Source organism: Azospirillum sp. INR13, assembly GCF_015390205.1.
Taxonomy (GTDB): Bacteria; Pseudomonadota; Alphaproteobacteria; order Azospirillales; family Azospirillaceae; genus Azospirillum.
This window is the reverse complement of sequence record NZ_VUOI01000028.1, coordinates 1-19,219: the sequence shown is the minus strand read 5'-3', so window position 1 is coordinate 19,219 and position 19,219 is coordinate 1. Positions and strand designations below refer to the sequence as shown.

At 66.6% G+C, this 19,219-nt stretch carries 18 protein-coding genes, 1 tRNA gene and 8 pseudogenes; 16 read left to right on the top strand and 11 right to left on the bottom strand.

Annotation, left to right across the window (positions count from 1 at the left end):
* Nucleotides 1-126: 126 nt before the first annotated feature.
* Together F1643_RS17500 and F1643_RS17495 are read left to right on the top strand one after the other, a co-directional pair.
* Nucleotides 127-981 (top strand): hypothetical protein, encoded by an 855-nt coding sequence (locus F1643_RS17500; RefSeq protein WP_194914507.1) that lies wholly within the window; start codon nucleotides 127-129, stop codon nucleotides 979-981.
* Nucleotides 982-1,138: 157 nt separating this feature from the next.
* A tRNA-Tyr gene (locus F1643_RS17495) sits at nucleotides 1,139-1,224 on the top strand.
* 117 nt (nucleotides 1,225-1,341) lie between these two features.
* Here the strand turns inward: F1643_RS17495 and F1643_RS17490 are convergent.
* A complete protein-coding gene (locus F1643_RS17490; RefSeq protein ID WP_255542957.1) occupies nucleotides 1,342-3,279 on the bottom strand; it encodes a PAS-domain containing protein in 1,938 nt (645 codons plus the stop codon).
* A gap of 229 nt (nucleotides 3,280-3,508) precedes the next feature.
* On the opposite strand from F1643_RS17490, the gene F1643_RS17485 reads away from it, so the two are divergent.
* The 4 genes from F1643_RS17485 to F1643_RS17470 all read left to right on the top strand — a co-directional run bounded on the left by F1643_RS17485 (nucleotide 3,509) and on the right by F1643_RS17470 (nucleotide 6,792).
* A complete protein-coding gene (locus F1643_RS17485) occupies nucleotides 3,509-3,934 on the top strand; it encodes a YqaA family protein (RefSeq protein ID WP_194914506.1) in 426 nt (141 codons plus the stop codon).
* A gap of 242 nt (nucleotides 3,935-4,176) precedes the next feature.
* Nucleotides 4,177-5,655 carry a cytochrome c oxidase accessory protein CcoG gene (ccoG, locus tag F1643_RS17480; RefSeq protein ID WP_255542956.1) on the top strand — a complete coding sequence of 493 codons (1,479 nt, stop codon included), beginning with the start codon at nucleotides 4,177-4,179 and terminating at the stop codon, nucleotides 5,653-5,655.
* Between the two features lie 203 nt (nucleotides 5,656-5,858).
* The gene (locus tag F1643_RS17475; RefSeq protein WP_194914504.1) at nucleotides 5,859-6,416 is read left to right on the top strand and encodes a hypothetical protein; all 558 of its coding nucleotides are present in this window, start codon (nucleotides 5,859-5,861) and stop codon (nucleotides 6,414-6,416) included.
* 205 nt (nucleotides 6,417-6,621) lie between these two features.
* Nucleotides 6,622-6,792 (top strand): hypothetical protein, encoded by a 171-nt coding sequence (locus F1643_RS17470; RefSeq protein WP_188092255.1) that lies wholly within the window; start codon nucleotides 6,622-6,624, stop codon nucleotides 6,790-6,792.
* A gap of 13 nt (nucleotides 6,793-6,805) precedes the next feature.
* On the opposite strand, the gene F1643_RS17465 is transcribed toward F1643_RS17470, so the two are convergent.
* From F1643_RS17465 to F1643_RS17455, 4 genes are all read right to left on the bottom strand, one after another.
* Nucleotides 6,806-7,972, bottom strand: coding sequence for a cytochrome-c peroxidase (locus F1643_RS17465; RefSeq protein ID WP_194914503.1), 1,167 nt, complete (start codon nucleotides 7,970-7,972; stop codon nucleotides 6,806-6,808).
* Nucleotides 7,973-8,160: 188 nt separating this feature from the next.
* Nucleotides 8,161-8,496 carry a uroporphyrinogen-III synthase gene (locus tag F1643_RS23725; protein ID WP_370540673.1) on the bottom strand — a complete coding sequence of 112 codons (336 nt, stop codon included), beginning with the start codon at nucleotides 8,494-8,496 and terminating at the stop codon, nucleotides 8,161-8,163.
* Nucleotides 8,465-9,001: a uroporphyrinogen-III synthase gene (locus F1643_RS23720; RefSeq protein WP_255542955.1), complete on the bottom strand. Its 537-nt coding sequence runs from the start codon at nucleotides 8,999-9,001 to the stop codon at nucleotides 8,465-8,467. Before F1643_RS23720 ends, F1643_RS23725 begins: the two co-directional genes overlap by 32 nt.
* Before the next feature lie 110 nt (nucleotides 9,002-9,111).
* Nucleotides 9,112-9,732: a class I SAM-dependent methyltransferase gene (locus F1643_RS17455; RefSeq protein ID WP_194914501.1), complete on the bottom strand. Its 621-nt coding sequence runs from the start codon at nucleotides 9,730-9,732 to the stop codon at nucleotides 9,112-9,114.
* A gap of 673 nt (nucleotides 9,733-10,405) precedes the next feature.
* On the opposite strand from F1643_RS17455, the gene F1643_RS23715 reads away from it, so the two are divergent.
* The 10 genes and pseudogenes from F1643_RS23715 (at nucleotide 10,406) to F1643_RS25060 (ending at nucleotide 14,256) form a co-directional block, all read left to right on the top strand.
* Entirely contained in the window at nucleotides 10,406-10,840 is a 435-nt protein-coding gene (locus tag F1643_RS23715; RefSeq protein WP_255542954.1) for a cache domain-containing protein, read from the top strand.
* Nucleotides 10,776-11,105 (top strand): cache domain-containing protein, encoded by a 330-nt coding sequence (locus F1643_RS23710; RefSeq protein ID WP_370540672.1) that lies wholly within the window; start codon nucleotides 10,776-10,778, stop codon nucleotides 11,103-11,105. The genes F1643_RS23715 and F1643_RS23710 overlap by 65 nt, the downstream gene beginning before the upstream one ends.
* Nucleotides 11,078-12,009, top strand: a pseudogene (locus F1643_RS24250) (methyl-accepting chemotaxis protein). The gene F1643_RS23710 and the pseudogene F1643_RS24250 overlap by 28 nt, the downstream one beginning before the upstream one ends.
* Nucleotides 11,940-12,092, top strand: a complete 153-nt coding sequence (locus tag F1643_RS23700) for a hypothetical protein (RefSeq protein ID WP_255542953.1) — start codon at nucleotides 11,940-11,942, stop codon at nucleotides 12,090-12,092. The pseudogene F1643_RS24250 and the gene F1643_RS23700 overlap by 70 nt, the downstream one beginning before the upstream one ends.
* Before the next feature lie 181 nt (nucleotides 12,093-12,273).
* Nucleotides 12,274-12,570, top strand: coding sequence for a MerR family DNA-binding protein (locus F1643_RS23695; RefSeq protein ID WP_255542952.1), 297 nt, complete (start codon nucleotides 12,274-12,276; stop codon nucleotides 12,568-12,570).
* A gap of 57 nt (nucleotides 12,571-12,627) precedes the next feature.
* Nucleotides 12,628-13,023, top strand: a complete 396-nt coding sequence (locus F1643_RS25080; protein ID WP_370540671.1) for an AMP-binding protein — start codon at nucleotides 12,628-12,630, stop codon at nucleotides 13,021-13,023.
* A pseudogene (locus F1643_RS25075) lies at nucleotides 12,995-13,237 on the top strand (long-chain fatty acid--CoA ligase); the annotation flags it as partial. The gene F1643_RS25080 and the pseudogene F1643_RS25075, both read left to right, overlap by 29 nt.
* Before the next feature lie 79 nt (nucleotides 13,238-13,316).
* A pseudogene (locus tag F1643_RS25070) lies at nucleotides 13,317-13,589 on the top strand (long-chain fatty acid--CoA ligase); the annotation flags it as partial.
* Nucleotides 13,590-13,680: 91 nt separating this feature from the next.
* A complete protein-coding gene (locus F1643_RS25065) occupies nucleotides 13,681-13,836 on the top strand; it encodes a hypothetical protein (RefSeq protein WP_370540670.1) in 156 nt (51 codons plus the stop codon).
* 75 nt (nucleotides 13,837-13,911) lie between these two features.
* Nucleotides 13,912-14,256: a hypothetical protein gene (locus F1643_RS25060; RefSeq protein WP_370540669.1), complete on the top strand. Its 345-nt coding sequence runs from the start codon at nucleotides 13,912-13,914 to the stop codon at nucleotides 14,254-14,256.
* 468 nt (nucleotides 14,257-14,724) lie between these two features.
* Here F1643_RS25060 and F1643_RS25055 read toward each other — a convergent pair.
* The 6 genes and pseudogenes from F1643_RS25055 to F1643_RS17420 form a co-directional block, all read right to left on the bottom strand.
* Nucleotides 14,725-14,886 (bottom strand): annotated as a pseudogene (locus F1643_RS25055) (hypothetical protein); the annotation flags it as partial.
* Between the two features lie 156 nt (nucleotides 14,887-15,042).
* Complete coding sequence (locus tag F1643_RS25050; protein ID WP_370540668.1) at nucleotides 15,043-15,291, bottom strand: FGGY family carbohydrate kinase; 249 nt, start codon at nucleotides 15,289-15,291, stop codon at nucleotides 15,043-15,045.
* Between the two features lie 104 nt (nucleotides 15,292-15,395).
* Nucleotides 15,396-15,689: pseudogene (locus F1643_RS25045) on the bottom strand (FGGY family carbohydrate kinase); the annotation flags it as partial.
* 317 nt (nucleotides 15,690-16,006) lie between these two features.
* Nucleotides 16,007-17,774: pseudogene (locus F1643_RS17430) on the bottom strand (ABC transporter substrate-binding protein).
* Nucleotides 17,775-17,901: 127 nt separating this feature from the next.
* Nucleotides 17,902-18,147 (bottom strand): annotated as a pseudogene (locus F1643_RS17425) (DUF2160 domain-containing protein); the annotation flags it as partial.
* 28 nt (nucleotides 18,148-18,175) lie between these two features.
* Nucleotides 18,176-18,933, bottom strand: a pseudogene (locus F1643_RS17420) (carbohydrate ABC transporter permease).
* Nucleotides 18,934-19,219 lie beyond the last annotated feature (286 nt).

Sequence of the window (19,219 nt, the reverse complement as noted above, 5' to 3'; positions counted from 1 at the left end):
GCCCGCCAGCGTGAAGCCACGATGCTGCCGACGCACGCGCCCGCGTGGTCCCGCGTCGGAAGCGTGCGGTTCGGGTGGACATGCTGACGAATGACTGAAAATTCACTTTGGCAACCGAGCGATATAATGAACGCAGAAACCGGGAGCGAACCGGAGTCTCCCAAGAAGCGTGGGCGCATTCCGCAGTCGGCGTGGCCCCAAATTCTTGAACGCTACCGCAGCGGTGCAACGCTTTCGGCCATCGCGCGCGAATTCGAATGCACGCCCAGCGCCATCTCCTACATCATCAAGAAGGCGGAGGCCGCAAGCGGCCAGGGCGACGCCGCCCACGGTGATGACGACCAGGGTGATGTCCAGGCGGATGACGGCCAGTCTTCCGTACCGGCGGCACCGGCCGAGGAGACGTCCGCACCGGTGACCGCGGCTCCGGCTTCCCCTGCCGCCGAACCCGCTCCCGCCGCTCCCGCGGAAGCCGAAGCTCCCGCAGAGCCGCGCCGCGCCGGCCGCACGGTCCGCGGCACGCTGACCCGTGCACCGCGGACGGAACCGGCGGCCGATCAGCCCCCGGTCGAAACGCCTGCCGCTTCCCCGGCTTCGGCCCCGGCGGCGACTGCCGCTCCGGCTCCGGCTCCAACGGAAACGCTGCGCCTGAACCGTCAGGAGCCCGCACCGGCCCCGGCGGCTCCGGTCACGGCAGCCCCGGCGACGGCGGATGCTCCGCGGACGGCAGGACAGCCGACCCCGCCGGTGGATGCGGTCGAAGGCCGCCTGCGCGACACGGCAAAGGCATGCATCTCCGCCTACCGCGGCTGGCGCCAGCAGCCGAGCGAAGCGACGATCCAGTCGCTGTCCGACAGCGTGCACGAACTGCGCAAGGCCCTGGCCCGCGTGGAAATCGACATGTCGGCCAGCCGGCGCGAGGAACAGGCAATTCGCCCGATTCCGATCCCCGCCCACCGGGCGTCGCGTCGACCGAACTGACCGGATTTTGAAAAGCGGGTCGCCAAGCCCTCTTTGAAAGCCGCGTTTAAAAAGCCTCCGTCCCGTCCTCGGGGCGGAGGTTTTTTGTTGGAGCAAAAATCCGCGAAAAGGGGCTTGACGCCCCCCCGATCGAAAGGCTAATCCTCTGCGCCCCGATGGAAGGGTGGCCGAGTGGTTAAAGGCAGCAGACTGTAAATCTGCCCGCGTACGCGTACGCTGGTTCGAATCCAGCCCCTTCCACCATCGCACCATGGCGTGCGCCGCAGCAGACCGCCCGCAGCAGACGACCACGTCATGGCGGTGCCGCGATCAAGTCCCGGCTTTTCAGCTCCCGAACTTTGAAAAACCTGACGCGCGCCGCTACAGCGGCAGAGGGTCTGCCGGCGTGACGCGCGGGAAACGCAGGGTGAAGGCCGTTCCGGCCCCCGGTGCGCTGTCCAGCCGCAACCGCCCGCGCAGGCTGCGCGTGACCAGCGTGTAGACGATGTTCAGCCCCAGCCCGCTGCCGCCGCGGTCGCGGCTGGTGGTGAAGAAAGGCTCGAAGACCCGGCCGTGCAGGTCTGCCGGGATGCCACGGCCGTCGTCGGCATAGACCAGTTCCACCTCCCCGTCCGACAGCGTGACCGTCACGGTCAGCCGACCGCGCACGCCCGGATCGTAGCCGTGCAGGATGGAGTTGATGACGAAGTTGGTCAGGATCTGGCTGATGACGCCGGGATAGCTGTCCAGCATCAGGTCTTCCGGGCAATGGACGGCGACGGCATGCCCGCTGCGGCGGATGCGCATTCCCAGGCTGCGCAGGACCTCGTGAATATAGTGGTTCAGTTCGAAAACGCGGCGTTCCTCGCTGGCCTGATCGACGGCGATCTGTTTGAAGCTCTGGATCAGGCGGGTGGCGCGCTCGACATTCAGCAGCATCAGCTGCGTCGCTTCATCCGCGATGTCGATGAATTCGGCGAAGTCGCCGCGCCGCAGCGAGCCGGCTTCGAACAGGCGGCGCAGGCTCCGCGTCTTTTCCGCCAGCAGCGAGGCGCCGGTCAGGGCGATGCCGACCGGCGTGTTGATCTCGTGCGTCACGCCGGCCACGAGGGAGCCGAGCGCGGCCATCTTCTCCGCCTGGATCAGCTGGACCTGCGCCTCCTTCAAATCCTGGAGGGCGCGCTCGGCCTCCTCCTTGGCGGCGCGGACGGCTTCCGCCGCGCGCACGCTCTCGGTCACGTCGGTGTGGGAGCCGACGATGCGGAAAGTCCGGCCGTCGCCGCCCGCCACGGCCAATGCGCGGGTCTCCAGGAAGACCGTCGCGCCCAACCGGTGGCGGAACCGCTGCAGCAACCGGCTTTCGGACCGCCGGCCGGACGCCAGTTCCGCCACCATCTCCAGCGCGGCGGCGCGGTCGTCGGCGTGGATCAGCTCTTCCCAGCGGCGGCGGCTGTTCTCCATCTCGGTCTCGGCATAGCCCAGCAGGCCCCACCATTGCGGGGAGAACCACACCTCGCCCGTGCGCAGGTCCCATTGCGAGATGCCCTCCCGCGCCGCGCGGATCGCCAGTTCGAACAGTTCGCGGCTGGCGGCCAGTTCCCGTTCGGCCTGCTTGCGCTGGGTGATGTCGGTGTAGGTGGTGACGAAGCCGCCGTCCGGCAGCGGCAGGGTCACCGTTTCGATGACCACGCCGTCGGGCCGCACCCGCTCGTTGTAGAAGGGCCAGGACGCGTTGCGGATGTAGTCCAGCCGCTGCGCCACCAGATCGTCCACGTCGCCGCGGCCATAGCCGCCCTGCTCCGCGATGTGGCGCACCACGGTCTCGTAGGGCTGGGCATAGCGCGGGAAATCCGGGTCGATGAAAAGCAGCTCCAGCACGCGCCGGTTCCACGCGACCAGCCGCAGGTCGTGGTCGAAGGCCATCACGCCCTGGCTGAGACAGTCGAGGACGAGGCTCGTCTTCGCCCAGGGTTCCCGCTCCGACGGGAATTCCGCCCGGCCGGCAGTCTCGACGGCCGTCAGCAGGCTTTCCCCCGGCTCGCCCGCACCAAGCGCCAGAGTGATCGTGGCGCCGTCGGGGAACGCCCGCGTCACGGCATGGCCGCGGCGCAGGTCGTCGATCCCGGACAGCCCGAGAAGACCGGCGAGAAGCACGTCGAGCGTCGCATGGAACGGCTCATCGGGCGTTCCGGCGGGAGGCACGGCGAACCGGGCCGCGAAGGCGGCATTGGTCCAGACCAGACGTTCGTCGGCGTCGAAGCGGGCGAACCCGGTTTCCCCCATGCGCGTGCCTTCTCCCACCGCCAATTCGGCCTGCATGCGATGACCTTCGCGATAGCCGGCGAGCAAAAAGCCGCCGGCCGGACACGCGGTGCGGATCGCAGCCTCATTCTTGTCTCTTGACGGTTGCCGGGCAAGGGCCATCACGCAGCCGTACCCGCCGGACGCCGCCGGTGAACCCCTTGATTTTACGTCCGCCCGACGCCTAATCCTGCGCCAGACAGCGAAGCGTAACAGGCAAACCGTTGGCCGGGAAAGGATTTGCACGATGTCGGACGTCGCGGCCTATGGCAGCCTGTTCCTTGTGGCGCTGGCAGCCGCGACGATTTTTCCCGCCCAGTCGGAGCTTCTGCTGGCCGGGTTGCATTCCTCGGGCAACTACCACGACGGACTCCTGATTCTGGTGGCGACCACCGGGAACGTGGCGGGATCGACGGTCAACTGGGCTCTCGGCCGTTATCTGATGCACTTCCAGGACCGCCGCTGGTTCCCGGTGTCGCGCCGTCTGGTGGAACGGGCCACCGGATGGTACCAGCGCTTCGGCGTCTGGTCGCTTCTGCTGGCCTGGGTTCCCTTCATCGGCGATCCGCTGACCCTGGTTGCCGGCATCCTGCGCGTCGACCTGCGCCTGTTCCTGCTGCTGGTCACGATCGGCAAGCTCGGACGGTACGTGGCACTGATAATCGCTTTTTAATATAGTATAGTATCAGTATTGTATGTCATGCGCCCATGTTAGACGCAATAATGGGCTTGTCGGCGACGGTGGCTGCACAGTATTAACGGAACCCGGACCGCGGATCCTTCGAACCGGCGGAAGGCCTCAGGAAAACAGGGGCTTTTCAAAATATCGGTGCAGTTTGACAGAGGTCAAACGCGCCGCACTGGTGGTCGACTATGCTCCGCGCCAACGTGGAATCGGAAATCAGGCGCATCGACATGCCAGACGGAAGCATCGTTCAGCAGGGATCAGCCCAACCAGCCAAGGTTCCGCTGTACGAAAGCCATAAGACGATTCACCCCAAATCGGTCAAGGGGCTTTATCGCCGCCTGAAAACGGTGACCTTCTCCGTTCTTCTGGTGCTGTTCTTCATCGCGCCCTGGATCCGCTGGGAACGCGGACCCGAAGCCCCGGCCCAGGCGGTCCTGTTCGATCTGACGACGCCGCGCTTCTTCCTGTTCTGGATCGAGATCTGGCCGCAGGAGATCTACTACCTCACCGGCATCCTGATCGTGGCGGCGCTGGGCCTGTTCCTGGCGACGGCGCTGGCCGGGCGCGTCTGGTGCGGCTTCGCCTGTCCGCATACGGTGTGGACCGATCTGTTCGTCTGGATCGAGCGTGTCTTCGAAGGCGACCGGGCGGAACGCATCCGCATGGAAAAGCAGCCCTGGACCATGCGCAAGTTCCTGCGCAAGGCGGGCAAGCATGCCGGCTGGATGACGCTCAGCCTGATCACCGGTTTCGGCTTCCTCGCCTACTTCACCGACGCCCCGGCCCTGCTGCACGACTTGGCGACCTTCCAGGCCAGCTACGAGGCGACGTCCTTCTTCGCCATCTTCGTCGGCATGACCTACATCATGGCCGGCTGGACCCGCGAGCAGATGTGCATGTACATGTGCCCGTGGCCGCGCATCCAGACCGCGATGCTGGACGAACATTCGCTGGTCGTCACCTATCAGGCCGACCGCGGCGACAATCGTGGTCCCAAGCGCAAATCGCAGAGCTGGGACGAGCGGCGCGCCCAGGGCTTCGGCGACTGCATCGACTGCGGCCAGTGCGTCCAGGTCTGCCCGATGGGGATCGACGTGCGCACCGGCGAACAGGCCGACTGCATCAACTGCGGCCTGTGCGTCGACGCCTGCGACACCATCATGATCCAGCAGGGCCTGCCCACCCGCCTGATCGCCTTCGATTCGCTGGCGGCCCAGGACACCCGTGCGTCCGGCAAGACCTATCAGTGGCGCCTGATCCGTCCACGCGTGATCGTCTACGCCCTGCTGATGCTGGTCATCGGCGGCGCCATGGCCTGGAGCTTCGCGCTGCGCCCCAGCCTGAACATCACCGTCCTGCGCGACCGCGCGCCCCTGTTCGTGACGCTGTCGGACGGCTCGATCCGCAATGCCTACACCTTCAAGGTCGCCAACAAGACCCGCCAGAACCGGTCCTACACCCTCAGCGTCGTCGGCCTGTCCGCTGCCGACATCAAGGTGATCGGCGAAGCGGAACCGGAGACCGCCGCACATACCGCCACCATCTCGGCAGAGCCGGACAGCGTCGCCACCTACCGCGTCTATGTGACGGCCCCCCGCGGGGAAGTCACTGCCACCTCGCTGCCGCTGACCTTCCAACTGTCCGACACCGTGACCGCTGAAAAGAACAGCCGCGACAGCGTGTTCATGGGGCCGGCCAACCAGTAGTCCGTCACAGCAACTCTCCCTTGGCGCGAAGTCGAAAGGCGGTGGCCGGCGGATCGGCCTACCGCCTTTCGCATTTCTGCGCAAAGGGAGTGCACCCGCATGGACAGTTTGCGCGAGCCGGACCGCCACTCACCTGACTCAGCGAACGAAGGCTGGGCAATCGGGATACCGGGCCCGCCTGCCGGCAGCGAGGTGAACAGGCCATGCTTTTCGATTTCGAACCGTCGGGCATCAACGACACCTACCTGCGCCTAACGCGGTGCGGCGTGTCCAGCATCGTCGCCCCGGCGGGTGCCTGGAACGGCCTTCTGCGCGTCAATTACATCGTCGCCGGCGCGCCGGGCGGCGGCGAACCTCACATGATCTTCCGCAGCCTCGACGTCGGCTGGGACGACGGCCGCTTCTGCTGGAAGGGACGTGCCGCGCCGGTGATGACCAGTTCCGCCATGGTGGACATCCTTCTGGAACGCGGGCTGGTGACCGAGGCGGAGGCGGAACGGCTGCTGTTCGGCATCAACACCCCGGCAGCCGGCGCATCCTCCGACGAGGCGCTGATGATTCGCGCGCTGCTCGCCGGCTGCAGCTTCACCCCCGTCTACGAGTCGCAGCCGCTCGGCACCGAACCGCCGGCCGTGGTCGGTTTCGCCATGCGCACGCTGTCCGATCCCGGCGCCTACATGCTGGATGCCCGCGGCGGGCTGCCGGTTCTGGACGGCGAATCGCGCGACGCGCTGCGGCGGCTGGTCGGCGTGGTGGTGTGACCCCCTCCTTCTCTACCCCTCCTCCTTTGGTCGAAGATGGGGGCAAAACAGGCGAAAACCCTGCCCTACGGCCTATGGACTAAACCTTCGGGCGATAGAAACTGTCACAGTGCCGCGACATTCTTACTGCAACCGCTCACAGGAGCCTGCCGCTACCCCATCGAACCGCCGATCCCGACATCCCGTGCGAGAAAGCTGACCAGCCATGAACGCCAGACTGTCCCATCGCTGCACCGCCTTGATCGACCGCGCCCGCGCAGCCTGGCTCAGCCGGCCACTGGCCCGCAAGCTGAGCGCCCGCAAGACGGCCGGCCGCCCCCGGATGACGATGGAACTGCTGGATCTGGAGCTTTACCGGATCGACATCGGCGGCTGAGGCAGGCCCGACCTCACTTCAGCAGATGCTCGTACCGCGCGTCGGTCAGCGTCTTCATGAAGGCGACCAGCGCCTTGACGCGGCGGGTTTCCAGCGCCGGAGCCGATTCCAGCTCCTTTTTCGACAGGTTCGCCGCCACTTCGGGCGGCCCCCAGGGCTTGCCGGTCTCCGGATTGATCGCCGCCTTTTCCGTGCGGTTGTTGTAGTGGTCGTAGAAGCGGACCACCGTCTCCAGATCCTTGAAGACGCCGTTGTGCATGTAGGGCCCGGTCACGGCCACGTTGCGCAGGCTCGGCGTCTTGAATTTCCCCTCGAAAGCAGGTTTGGCCGCTGCGGGGTTGTCGCGCAGGCCGCGGTCGGCGAAGGTCGCCGGCTTGCCAGACGCTTCGCGCAGGGCCGGGTTCGCCGGCACGCCGATGTTGTGGTGTTCGTAGTTGGTGAACATCTCCCCGGCCGCGGCCGGCATCGGCTTCAGCTTGTGGCACTGGTTGCAGTTGGTGAACTGGGTGGAGAAGAACAGGGTCATGCCCAAATCCTCTTCAGCCGTCATCTTGTATTCGCCGCGCAGATGGCGGTCGTATTTCGAATCGAAAGGCGCGAAGCGGTCGGTCTTCTCGAAGGCGGCGAGGCTGTCGCTCATCGCATCATAGGCGCGCTCCGCATCGTCGAGCACGCCGGCACCATAGAGCGCCACGAAGGCGCGGGCGTAATCGGGATTCTCGGCCAGCCTTTCGCGCGCCTGCTCCTTGGACGTCAGCCCCATCTCGGCCGGGTTCAGCGGCGGACCGCCGGCCTGATCCTTCAAGGTCGCGGCGCGGCCGTCCCAGAACTGTCCGCCGATCGCCTTTCCGTCCGCTGTGACGTGAAAGGCCGGCGTGAAGGCCGCATAGCTCGCCGTGGGCGCATTGCGATCGCCCACCGACTTGCCGTTGTCGCCGACCGATGCCGCCCCGCCTGCGCCGCCGGTGCGCGGATCGGCGAAACCGAAATCGGGATTGTGGCAGTCGGCGCAGGCCTGGGTGCGGTTGGCCGACAAATTGTGGTCGGAAAACAGCGCCTCCCCCAGCTTTTCCTTCGTCGACAGATCCGTCGCGAGCGCGGACCCGCCCCCGGCGATTCCGGCCGACAGAAGCACCAGCGCGAGCGCGCGGCGAGACAGGGGAAGGATGGTGAAGGACATGACGACGCTCCTGGCAACGGCCGGCCACAGGAAGTTTCCCGGCGGCCGGCGCCAACACTGCGCGTCAAAGGTTAAGCGAGAGTGAGAATTGTTATCAACAAGGCTGCGCAAAGGGAGGGTGGGGCGAAAGGTCGCTGTCCTGCCGCCATCCCGCCCTCTGCCCCAGCCCTATCCCCCTCCCGTCGGACCTATCTCGCCCCCGCCCCGTCCGTCAGCAGACGGCGGATGGCATTGACCAGCGGCTTCATGTGGAAGGTCGATTCCGGGGACACCGCGACGGTTCCGCCCGCCGCCTCCACCGCCTCGGCCACCACCGGGCCGACCGCGGCGATCCGGGTCCTGGCGAAGCCCTGGCGGAAGTCGTCGGCAAGGCCGCAGGCCTCCGCCACCTCGTGCAGGCGCCGCACCTGGGGCGACGCGGTGAAGGCCACAAAGTCGATCCGCCCGGCCGCCATGTCGCGGATGGCGGTCTGCACCGCTCCGGTCTCTGAATCATTGGCATAGCGGTAGGGCGTGACCGCCACCGGCGTGCCGCCGCGCGCGCGCACCGCTTCCAGCAGGGGGGGCGTTCGGGTTGTCGGGGTAGAGCTGGATGCCGACGCTGTGACCGTCCAACTCCTCCTCCGACAGCATGGCGATGACACCGTCCGTGGTCGGAGCGGGGGCGGATTTGAACGGGCTGCAGCCGATCTCCCGCAGCGCCTTGACCGGTTTCGGCCCGCGGACGAAGACGCGCGCGCGGCCGATGGCGGCGACCACGTCGGCCTCGCGGTCCATGGCGCGGGCGACCGTCATCAGCCGCCGCAGCCCTTCGCCGGTCAGCAGCACGATGTCGTCGAATCCTTCGGTCAGCAACCGGTCCAGCCATTCCCTGGCCGGCGCCGGGTCGTCGAGATCCAGGATCTTGACCATCGGGCAGCGGATGGTCTCGGCCCCATGCTGTTCCATCATGCCGGCGAACAGGTCGAGATCCCGGCTTTCCGGCACCAGAATCCGCTTTCCCGCCAGATCTCCGCCCTGTTCGGCCATGGCCCCGCTCCCCTGATCGCCTGTTTGGTCACGGCGAGACTAACAGCAGGCGACGGGGGCGGTCACGCAGGTTGGACCGCCACGGCCACCACCACTTCCGGCGACGCCCTCTACCCCCGCCGGCAATGCAGCAGGCTGAACAGTCCGAAGGGCGGCAGGGTGCGGATGCTTTCCACGGCCAGCCGCGATCCGGTCATCATCGCGTCCAGGGTGAAGTCGGGCCGCCAGCCCAGCTTCTTCGACAGCGGCGACAGCCAGCCCTCCACCGCGCGGCGGACGCCCGGACGGGGAGCGGCGAAGTGGTTGACGATCACGATGTCGCCGCCCGGTTTGCAGACGCGCTCCAACTCCGCCATCGTGCCCTGGGGGTCGGGGACGACGGTCATGACATACATGGCGACCACCACGTCGAAGCTGCCGTCGGCGAAGGCCAGCTTGCCGGCATCCATCTCCAGCAGCCCTTCGACATTGTCGAGCTTCTCGCGCTCCACCCGCTCCTGCGCGACCTTCAGCATGTCGGTGGACAGGTCGATGCCGACGACGCGGTTGTCCTTGCGGTAGTCGGAAAGCGACAGGCCGGTGCCGACGCCGACTTCCAGGATCCGCAGGTTCCCGCGCCGGTTCAGCCACTCCACCGCCGCATGCCGGCCGGACGCCAGAAGCACCCCGAACACCTTGTCGTAGAAGCCCGCGTAGCGGCGGTAGGCGGCGCGAATGGAGTCGGCGTCCATGATCCTGTTTCCCCTCTCTCGATCCCGATGCCGGGTATTGTTCAAAGGTCATGCCCAAGCCGGCAGGGGCGCACCATAGCCATGTTTGGGGCTTCATGAAAGTGACGCAAACAACAAAAGGCTTCCGATGTCGCAATCCGACAGACCGTTCATTTGGCCTATCCATTTGGTCGATTGCCTTTGCCGTTTTTGTTTGATCGTTCATTCAAGGAAAATCGACCGATTGCTCGAAGACAATTTTCCTGCTCCCGGTGTTCCTTCCGGACGGGAAATGGCGCTGGATGGCATCGCCTCCGCGGTCCGATAGACGGAGGATGGCCGCCATCGTCTCCACCCGTCCGCTGCGGCGCCGCAGGTTGGCGTTTCTCGTCGCGGCACCGGCTTGTTGGGCCGCTTACCACCGGGCGGCGGCCGGTTCGGCGGCGCTCCATGTGGTGGACCGCAAGAGACTGGCGCCGGCGGCGAGCGGAAGCGAAAACCAGTGCAAGCACGAGCAAGGCATCTCTGCAAATCGGCTCAAATACCCAAAAGTCGATGCTGCTCCGTGCCACATCCCCATGCGACACCGTAGCGCGGTCCGTCGGTAAGAATTCCGTTCAATATTCAGGCAACAATTTGCCGAACGACACCCTGCACGACAAAGCGACTGCGATACGCCGAAAGGTGGTGGTCAATGACCAATTCTTCTCTCTCCATCCGCGCGAAGCTGCTGATGCTGGTGGCAACTGCCAGCCTCGCCTGCATGGCGATCGCGGGCGCCGGACTTTATCTCAGCTATAACCGCATGTATCAGGACCGCGTGGATGCCCTGCGCTTCATGGTCGAGGCGGGACACAGCATGGCGGCCCGCTTCGAAAGCGACGTCGTGGCCGGACGCCTGTCCCGCGACGAGGCGCAGGCCCGCTTCAAGGATGCCTTCCTCGCCATCCGCTACAGCGGGGAGGAGTATCTGTTCGCGCACACCTACGACAATGTCGGATTCGCCCATGTCAACAAGGCGTTGATGGGCAAGGACGTGTCGGGGATCAAGGACGCGGCGGGGCGTGCCGGTCATCCCGGCGCTGATCGGCATCGTCAAGACCAGGGGCGAAGGGACCTACGCCTATGATTGGCCGCGCACGGTCGGCGGCACCGAGACGGCGGTGAAGCTGGCCTATGTGAAGGGGTTCGAGCCCTGGCGGATCTTCATCGGCACCGGCGTCTTCATCGACGATCTGTGGACCGCCTTCCTGTCGCAGCTCTGGACCCTGCTCGGCGTCATCGCAGGCCTCGCCCTGCCGGCCATCGTGCTGCTGGCGCTGGTCGGGCACAACATCAGCACCACCATCGCTCGCTGGCCGACCGCATGCATGCCATGGCCGATGGCGACCTGACCGTCGCCTTCCCCGAAACCAGCCGCGGCGACGAGCTTGGCGACATGAGCCGCGCCACGCAGGTGTTCAAGGAGAACGCGCTGGCCAAGCAGCGGCTCGAATCCGAACAGGCCGAGCAGGCCCGCCGCGCCGAGGCTGACAAGCAGCGCACCGTCGCCGAACTGGCCGACCGCTTCGAGCAGGCGGTGGGCGGCGTCATCCATGCGGTGGTCGAGCAGGCCGCGGGGATGGAAAGCCGCGCCAGCGCAGTGACCCAGGCGGCGGATCAGACCGGCCGGCTGGCCAGCGACGTCGCCGTGACGACGGAACAGACCTCCGCCAATGTCCAGACCGTCGCCGCCGCGACGGAGGAACTGACCAGTTCGATCGGCGAGATCAGCCGGCAGGTCGGCCAATCCTCGGGAATCGCCCGCGAGGCGGTCGGCATCGCGGAGCGCGCCAACGGCAAGGTCGACGGGCTGGCCCAGGCGGTGCAACGAATCGGCGCAGTGGTGGAACTGATCAACTCCATCGCCAGCCAGACCAACCTGCTGGCGCTCAACGCCACCATCGAGGCGCGCGTGCCGGGGAGGCCGGCAAGGGCTTCGCCGTGGTCGCCAGCGAGGTGAAGGCGCTCGCCAACCAGACGGCGAAGGCGACCGACGACATCGCAGTCCAGGTCGCCGAGATTCAATCGATGACCGGCGAGGCGGTGGGAGAGTTGCAGGAGGTGGTCCGCGTCATCGGCCACATCAACGAGGTCGCCACCTCCATCGCGTCGGCCGTCGAGAACAGGGGGCCGCGACCCGCGAGATCAGCCGCAACATCCAGCAGGCCGCCCAGGGCACGCAGAGCGTGTCCGACAGCATCGGCGGCGTCAACCAGGCCGCCAGCCGGAGCGGCAAGGTCGCCTACGAGGTCCTGACCTCCGTCCGCCAGCTGTCCAGTCATACCGACACGCTGAGCCATGAGGTGAACCGCTTCCTGACCCAGGTCCGTGCCGGGTGAGGATCTCTCCCGTCTAAAGTCCGCTTTAGCTTATTGACGTTGACTTCCCCCTGCGCCCATGGCGAAATCCGCTGGCGCAGGGGATTGTCCATGTCCGAACGGGATCGGGTTTACGGCGTGACGGAACTGGCGGCGGAGTTCGATCTCACGCCGCAGGCGTTGCGCTTTTACGAGAAAAGGGTTGCTGACGCCGCAGCGGGCGGGGGGACGCCGTGTCTTCACCTATCGCGACCGCGCGCGGCTGATCCTGATCCAGAAGTTCCGGCGGGTGGGATTCTCGCTGGAGCAGATCGCCGACTATCTCGCCCATTACCGCTCGGGCCGGCCCAGTGCCGGGCAGTATCGCGACGGGTTGCGGAAGATCCGCGCCCGGCTGGCCGAGCTTGAACGGATGCAGTCGGAAATCGCCGAGGTGATGGTCGAGCTGAAGGCGATGGAGGGCCGACGCCGAGCGGCGGCTCGCCACCTGCATGCCTGACGACGACCCGATGCAGAATATGCCCACACAGAAGAGAAACGAACCGGGAGTGAAACGATGCTGCGTGGAATGATGATGAACGAGCCGCTGCTGGTGACGTCGATCCTGCGTCATGCGGCACTCTACCACGCCGACACCGAGATCGTGTCGCGCACGACCGAGGGGCCGATCCACCGCTACACCTATGCCGACGCCTGGGTCCGCGCGCAGAAGCTGGCGAACGCGCTGGCGGCGCTGGGGATGAAGCCGGGTGACCGCATCGGCACGCTGGCCTGGAACGGCTTCCGTCATCTGGAATGCTATTACGGCATCGGCGGCTCGGGCATGGTCTGCCACACCATCAACCCGCGCCTGTTCCCGGAACAGATTCGCCTACATCGTCAACCATGCCGAAGACCGGCTGCTGTTCACCGACCTGACCTTCGTGCCGCTGCTGGAGGGCATCGCCCATGACCTGGCCGGGCTGAAGGGCATCGTCGTGATGACCGACCGGGCCAACATGCCGACCTCCAGCCTGCCCAACCTGCTGTGCTACGAGGATCTGCTGGCCGACCAGCCCGGCAGCTTCGACTGGCCGGAGCTGGACGAGAATACCGCCTGCGGCATGTGCTACACCTCCGGCACACCGGCAACCCGAAGGGGCGTGCTGTACAGCCACCGCTCCTCCTACCTGCACGCGATGGCCGCCTGCATGCCGGACGTGTTCGGCCTGTCGGCTTCGGACCGTGGTCCTGCCGGTGGTGCCGATGTTCCACGTCAACGCCTGGGGCGTTCCCTATGCCGCGCCGATGGTCGGCGCCAAGCTGGTGTTCCCCGGCGGCAAGCTGGACGGCGCCAGCCTGTACGAGCTGTTCGAGAGCGAGGAAGGTCACCAACACCGCCGGCGTGCGACGGTCTGGCTGGCCCTGCTGAACTGGCTGGACGCCAACAAGAAAAAATTGACGACCATGCGCCGCATCGCCATCGGCGGCTCCGCCTGCCCGCGGTTGATGATCCAGCGCTTCCGCGAGATGGGGGTGGAGGTTCTGCATGCCTGGGGCATGACGGAGACCAGCCCGCTCGGCCTCGCCAACATGCCCAAGGGCAAGCATTCGGGGCTGAGCGCCGACGATGCGCTGGCGCTGGCCTCCAAGCAGGGGCGGGCCGATCTGCGGCGTGCAGTTCCGCGTCGTCGACGGCTCCGGCAACGACGTGGCCCGCGACGGGACCAGCTTCGGCCGGCTGCTGGTGCGCGGCTCACCGTCTGCTCCGGCTATTTCGGCGTGACCGAAAGCCCGGCGCACCAGATGGTCCCGGGCTGGTTCGAGACCGGCGACGTGGTGACGATGGACGCCGATGGCTATGTCCAGATCGTCGACCGCACCAAGGGACGTCATCAAGTCGGGCGGCGAGTGGATCAGCTCCATCGACCTGGAGAACATCGCCGTCGGCCATGCCGGCGTTCAGGAAGCCGCAGCAGTCGCCGTCGCCGACGAGAAGTGGGGCGAGCGCCCGGTCCTGGTGGTGGTGCGCAAACCGGACTCGACCGTCACCCGCGAGGAACTGCTGGCGGTCTTCGAGGGCAAAGTTGCCAAGTGGTGCATCCCCGACGACGTCCGCTTCGTCGACAGCCTGCCCCACACCGCCACCGGCAAGCTGCTGAAGAGCGAGATTCGCCACATGCTGACCGACCCCGAAGGGGTGTGAGCCGGAAAGAAAACGGGCCGGACGGCACGAACCGCCCGGCCCAGTGCCCCACCTGCCGGCGGGGGGACGCACCCGAGGGAGGAGTGTGCGTCTGTTCCGTGCGTCCTCAGCGATCCGACCGCACCCGCGCCACGGCATCGCGCCAGCCGCCATAGAGGCGGTCGCGCCTTGCCCTGTTCCATGCGCGGATCGAAACGCCGCTCGCTGCCCCAGGCGTCGGAGACCGAGTCCAGCCCGTCGAACACGCCCGCCCGCAAGGCCGCAAGGCAGGCGGCGCCCAGCGCCGTGGTCTCGATCACCTTCGGGCGTTCGACCGGCATGTTCCAGCAGATCGGCCAGGAACTGCAGAGCCAGTCGTTGGCGGCCATGCCTCCGTCGACGCGGAGCGCGGTTGATGGTGCCGCCCCAGTCGCCGGCCATCGCCTCCATCAGGTCGCGGGTCTGGTAGGCGACCGCCTCCAGCGCCGCGCGGGCGATGTGGGCCGGACCGACGTCCAGCGTCATGCCGAAGATCGCGGCGCGGGCATCCGAATCCCAATGCGGGGCACCCAAGCCGACGAAGGCGGGGGACGAAATAGACACCGTGGCTGTCGGGCACGCGGGTCGCCATGTCGTCGGTCTGGCTGGCATGGGTGATGATGCCGATGCCGTCGCGCAGCCACTTGATCGCCGCGCCCGCCACGAAGATCGAGCCTTCCTGCGCATAAGCGGTCTTGCCGTTCAGCCGATAGGCGACGGTGGTCAGCAGCCGGTTCTTCGACACCACCGGCGTCCCGCCGGTGTTGATCAGCGCGAAGCAGCCCGGTGCCGTAGGTCCGATTTCGCCATGCCGGGCGTCAGGCAGGCCTGCCCGAAGGCCGCCGCCTGCTGGTCGCCCGCCACGCCGGCGATCGGGATCGGCCGGCCGAGCAGCTCCGGGTCGGTCTCGCCGAAATCGTCGGAGCTGTCGAGCACCCGCGGCAGCATGGCACGCGGCACGCGGAACAACGCCAGCAGCTCGTCGTCCCAATCCTGGGCATGGATGTCGAACAGCATGGTGCGCGAGGCGTTTGGTCGCGTCGGTCGCATGCACGCGGCGGCCGGGTCAGGTGGTAGATCAGGAAACTGTCGATGGTGCCGAAGCACAGCTCGCCACGCTCGGCCCGCGCACGGGCGCCCGGCACATGGTCGAGAATCCAGGCGATCTTGGTGGCGGAGAAATAGGCGTCGATCAGCAGCCCTGTCTTGGAGCGCACCAGCTCGGCATGGCCGGCGGCCACCAGATCGTGGCAGAGCGACGCGGGTGCGGCGATCCTGCCAGACGATGGCGCGGTGGATCGGCTCGCCGGTGGCGCCGGGTCCCACACCACGGCGGTCTCACGCTGGTTGGTGATGCCGATGGCGGCGATGCTGGCGACATCGACCCCGGCCTTCTCCACCGCTCCGCGCGCCACGGCGCGGACATCGCGCAGGATGTCGGCCGGATCATGCTCCACCCATCCGTCGCCGGATAGTGTTGGGGAAACTCGCGCCGCGCCTCGGCCAGCGGAGTCCCCCGGCCGTCGAACAGGATCGCCCGCGACGAGGTGGTGCCCTGGTCGATGGCGAGGATATGGCCGGCCTTGCTCATGGTGCGTGTCCCTCGGGAATTCTTGTGCTTGATAAGAAAGGCGGCGGCGACAGCCTTTCGAAGGAATGCCACCGCCCCAGGGTCACCTCCGGCTCAACCAGGACGAATGCCGGAGGGGAGAACCCGTCGCCGCAGCCGCCGTTAGCGGGCGCGGCCTTCCTTCCAGGCCTTCAGCAGGTCGTCGTAGGCGATGGTCTCGCCCTTGGGCTTCTCGTTGTCCAGCTTGGCCTTTCGGAGCGCCCGGCTTGTCGAACCAGACCTTGGCGTCCTCTTCCTTGTTCAGCTGCGGGGCGCACTCGCCGCCGATCTTGGCGCGCTCCATGCGGGCCAGCACCTGCTCCATCTGGGTCGCGAGATTGTCCATCGCCTGCTGCGGGGTACGCTCACCGGTGACCGCCTCGGCGATGTTCTGCCACCACAGCGGGGCCAGCTTCGGATAGTCCGGCACGTTGGTGCCGGTCGGCGACCACGAAAACGCGGGCCGGGCTGCGGTAGAACTCGGACCAGGACCGCCCAGCTTCGGCGGCGGCGGCGGTCATCGGTTCCGACTTGATGTCGCTTTCGCGGATCGGGGTCAGACCGACCAGCGTCTTCTTCAGCGACGCAGTCTTCGACACGGTGAACTGGGCGTAGAGCCAGGCGGCCTTGCGGCGTTCCAGCGGGGTGGACTTCAGCAGCGTCCAGGAGCCGACGTCCTGGTAGCCCAGCTTCATGCCCTCTTCCCAGTACGGGCCGTGCGGCGAGGGGGCCATGCGCCACTTCGGCGTGCCGTCGGCATTGACCACCGGCAGGCCCGGCTTGGTCATGTCGGCGGTGAAGGCGGTGTACCAGAAGATCTGCTGCGCGACGTTGCCCTGGGCCGGCACCGGGCCGGATTCGGAGAAGGTCATGCCCGACGCTTCCGGCGGCGCGTACTTCTTCAGCCAGTCGATGTACTTGGTCAGGGCGTAGACCGAGGCCGGACCGTTGGTATCGCCGCCCCGCTTGACCGAAGCGCCGGCCGGGCGGCAGCCCTCGACGCGGAGGCCCCACTCGTCCACCGGCTTGCCGTTCGGCAGGCCCTTGTCGCCGGCGCCGGCCATCGACAGCCACGCGTCGGTGAAGCGCCAGCCGAGAGACGGGTCCTTCTTGCCGTAATCCATGTGGCCGTAGACGCGGGTGCCGTCGATTTCCTTCACGTCGTTGGTGAAGAACTCGGCGATGTCCTCATAGGCCGACCAGTCCAGCGGGACGCCCAGCTCGTAGCCGTACTTGGCCTTGAACTTCTCCTTCAGGTCGGGGCGGGCGAACCAGTCGGCGCGGAACCAGTAGAGGTTGGCGAACTGCTGGTCGGGCAGCTGGTAGAGCTTGCCGTCCGGGCCGGTGGTGAAGCTGGTGCCGATGAAGTCCTTGAGGTCCAGCGTCGGGAGGGTGACGTCCTTGCCCTCGCCGGCCATGAAGTCGGACAGGGCGACCGCCTGGCCGTAGCGCACATGGGTGCCGATCAGGTCGCTGTCGTTGACGTAGGCGTCGTAGACGTTGCGTCCCGACTGCATCTGCGTCTGCAGCTTCTCGATGACGTCGCCTTCCTGGATCAGGTCGTGCTTCAGCCGGATGCCGGTCAGCTCGCTGAACAGGCGGGCCAGCGTCTTCGATTCATATTCGTGCGTGGTGATGGTTTCGGAGACGACGTTGATCTCCATGCCCTTGAAGGGCTCGGCCGCCTTCACGAACCATTCCAGCTCCTTCATCTGCTCGTCCTTGGACAGCGTGGAGGCTGGAGTTCCTCGATGATGCGCTTGGCGACGGTTTCCTGTTCCGGCGTCATGGCGGCGGACGGCGCCGCCGACCCCATCGCCAGCAGAACGCCGATGCCGCCGGCCATCACCGCGCCGGTCAGACGGCGCCGCAGAGTCTGGTGCTGAAGCATGGTTCCTCCCACTTGATCGACTTGATGTCGGGTTGACGTTTCGTTTTGCTCTTACCCTCGCGCCCCGGCCTCGGCAGGGACGGCGGATCCCTTGAAAACCCTGTCCCCTCAGGCCGAAGCGGATCACGACGGCGATCCACGCGAGCGAGACGGCGAAGGCGCCCCACAGCGACACGTCGGTCGCGGCGAGCCAGCCCAGATGGATGAAGGCGCTGCTGAGCAGGCCGATGAACAGCCGGTCGCCGCGGGTGGTGCGCATCGGCAGGAAGCCCTTGGCCTCCACCGTCGGCGACATCACCTCCCACACCGTCATGCCGGCCAGCATCAGGGCGATGCAGACGAAGAAGATCGCGGTCGGCGTGGTCCACGCCATCCATTCCATGTCCATGACGCGGACTCCGTCAGACGCGGCCGAGGGCGAAGCCCTTGGCGATGTAGTTGCGGACGAACCAGATCACGAGCGCGCCCGGCAGGGATGGTCAGCACCCCGGCCGCGGCCAGCAGGGCCCCAGTCCATGCCCGACGCGCTGACGGTGCGGGTCATGGTGGCGGCGATCGGCTTGGCGTCGACCGAGGTCAGCGTCCGGCGCCAGCAGAAGCTCCACCCAGCTGAACATGAAGCAGAAGAAGGCGGTGACGCCGACGCCGGCCCGGATCATCGGCAGGAACACCGTGCCGAAGAAGCGCGGGAAGCTGTAGCCGTCGATGTAGGCCATCTCGTCGATCTCGCGCGGCACGCCGGACATGAAGCCCTCCAGGATCCAGACCGCCAGCGGCACGTTGAACAGGCAGTGGGCCAGCGCCACCGCGATGTGCGTGTCGAACAGCCCGACCGTCTGGTACAGCTGGAAGAAGGGCAGCAGGAACACGGCCGGCGGCGCCATCTTGTTGGTCAGCAGCCAGAAGAAGACGTGGCTTGTCGCCGATGAAGCGGTAGCGCGAGAAGGCATAAGCCGCCGGCAGCGCCACCGTCAGCGAGATGATGGTGTTCAGCGTCACATAGTAGATCGAGTTGATGTAGCCGCTGTACCAGCTGGGATCGGTGAAGATGACGGCGTAATTGCGCAGCGTTGGGTTGTGCGGGGTACAGCGTCAGGCCCGACAGGATCTCCTCGTTCGTCTTGAAGGACATGTTGACCATCCAGTAGATGGGCAGCATGAGGAAGACGATGTAGCAGACCAGAACGATCGTCCTGTTCGACACCCGTGCCGAGGATCGGCGGATGTTGGCCGGAGCCGACAGCGAACCGGGGGCGAGAACCGCAGCCTTGCTCATTTCTTCTCTCCCTCGCCGGTGCGGGTGATTGATGGTGTAGAAGATGAAGCTGAACAGCAGCACGATCAGGAAGTAGACGATGGAGAAGGCCGCGGCCTTGCCGATGTCGAACTGACCCACCGCCATCTGCGTCAGATACTGGCTGAGGAGGTGGTGGATTTGCCGGGAC

Excerpts from the sequence above, each read along its gene's own strand:
- F1643_RS23720 (WP_255542955.1), bottom strand. The coding sequence starts at position 9,001 with ATGGCCGAACAGGGCGGAGATCTGGCGGGAAAGCGGATTCTGGTGCCG.
- F1643_RS17485 (WP_194914506.1), top strand. The coding sequence starts at position 3,509 with ATGTCGGACGTCGCGGCCTATGGCAGCCTGTTCCTTGTGGCGCTGGCA.
- F1643_RS17500 (WP_194914507.1), top strand. The coding sequence starts at position 127 with ATGAACGCAGAAACCGGGAGCGAACCGGAGTCTCCCAAGAAGCGTGGG.
- ccoG (WP_255542956.1), top strand. The coding sequence starts at position 4,177 with ATGCCAGACGGAAGCATCGTTCAGCAGGGATCAGCCCAACCAGCCAAG.
- F1643_RS25080 (WP_370540671.1), top strand. The coding sequence starts at position 12,628 with ATGCTGCGTGGAATGATGATGAACGAGCCGCTGCTGGTGACGTCGATC.
- F1643_RS17490 (WP_255542957.1), bottom strand. The coding sequence starts at position 3,279 with ATGCAGGCCGAATTGGCGGTGGGAGAAGGCACGCGCATGGGGGAAACC.
- F1643_RS17475 (WP_194914504.1), top strand. The coding sequence starts at position 5,859 with ATGCTTTTCGATTTCGAACCGTCGGGCATCAACGACACCTACCTGCGC.
- F1643_RS25060 (WP_370540669.1), top strand. The coding sequence starts at position 13,912 with ATGTCCAGATCGTCGACCGCACCAAGGGACGTCATCAAGTCGGGCGGC.
- F1643_RS17470 (WP_188092255.1), top strand. The coding sequence starts at position 6,622 with ATGAACGCCAGACTGTCCCATCGCTGCACCGCCTTGATCGACCGCGCC.
- F1643_RS17455 (WP_194914501.1), bottom strand. The coding sequence starts at position 9,732 with ATGGACGCCGACTCCATTCGCGCCGCCTACCGCCGCTACGCGGGCTTC.
- F1643_RS17465 (WP_194914503.1), bottom strand. The coding sequence starts at position 7,972 with ATGTCCTTCACCATCCTTCCCCTGTCTCGCCGCGCGCTCGCGCTGGTG.
- F1643_RS25050 (WP_370540668.1), bottom strand. The coding sequence starts at position 15,291 with ATGCTGTTCGACATCCATGCCCAGGATTGGGACGACGAGCTGCTGGCG.
- F1643_RS23715 (WP_255542954.1), top strand. The coding sequence starts at position 10,406 with ATGACCAATTCTTCTCTCTCCATCCGCGCGAAGCTGCTGATGCTGGTG.
- F1643_RS25065 (WP_370540670.1), top strand. The coding sequence starts at position 13,681 with ATGCGCTGGCGCTGGCCTCCAAGCAGGGGCGGGCCGATCTGCGGCGTG.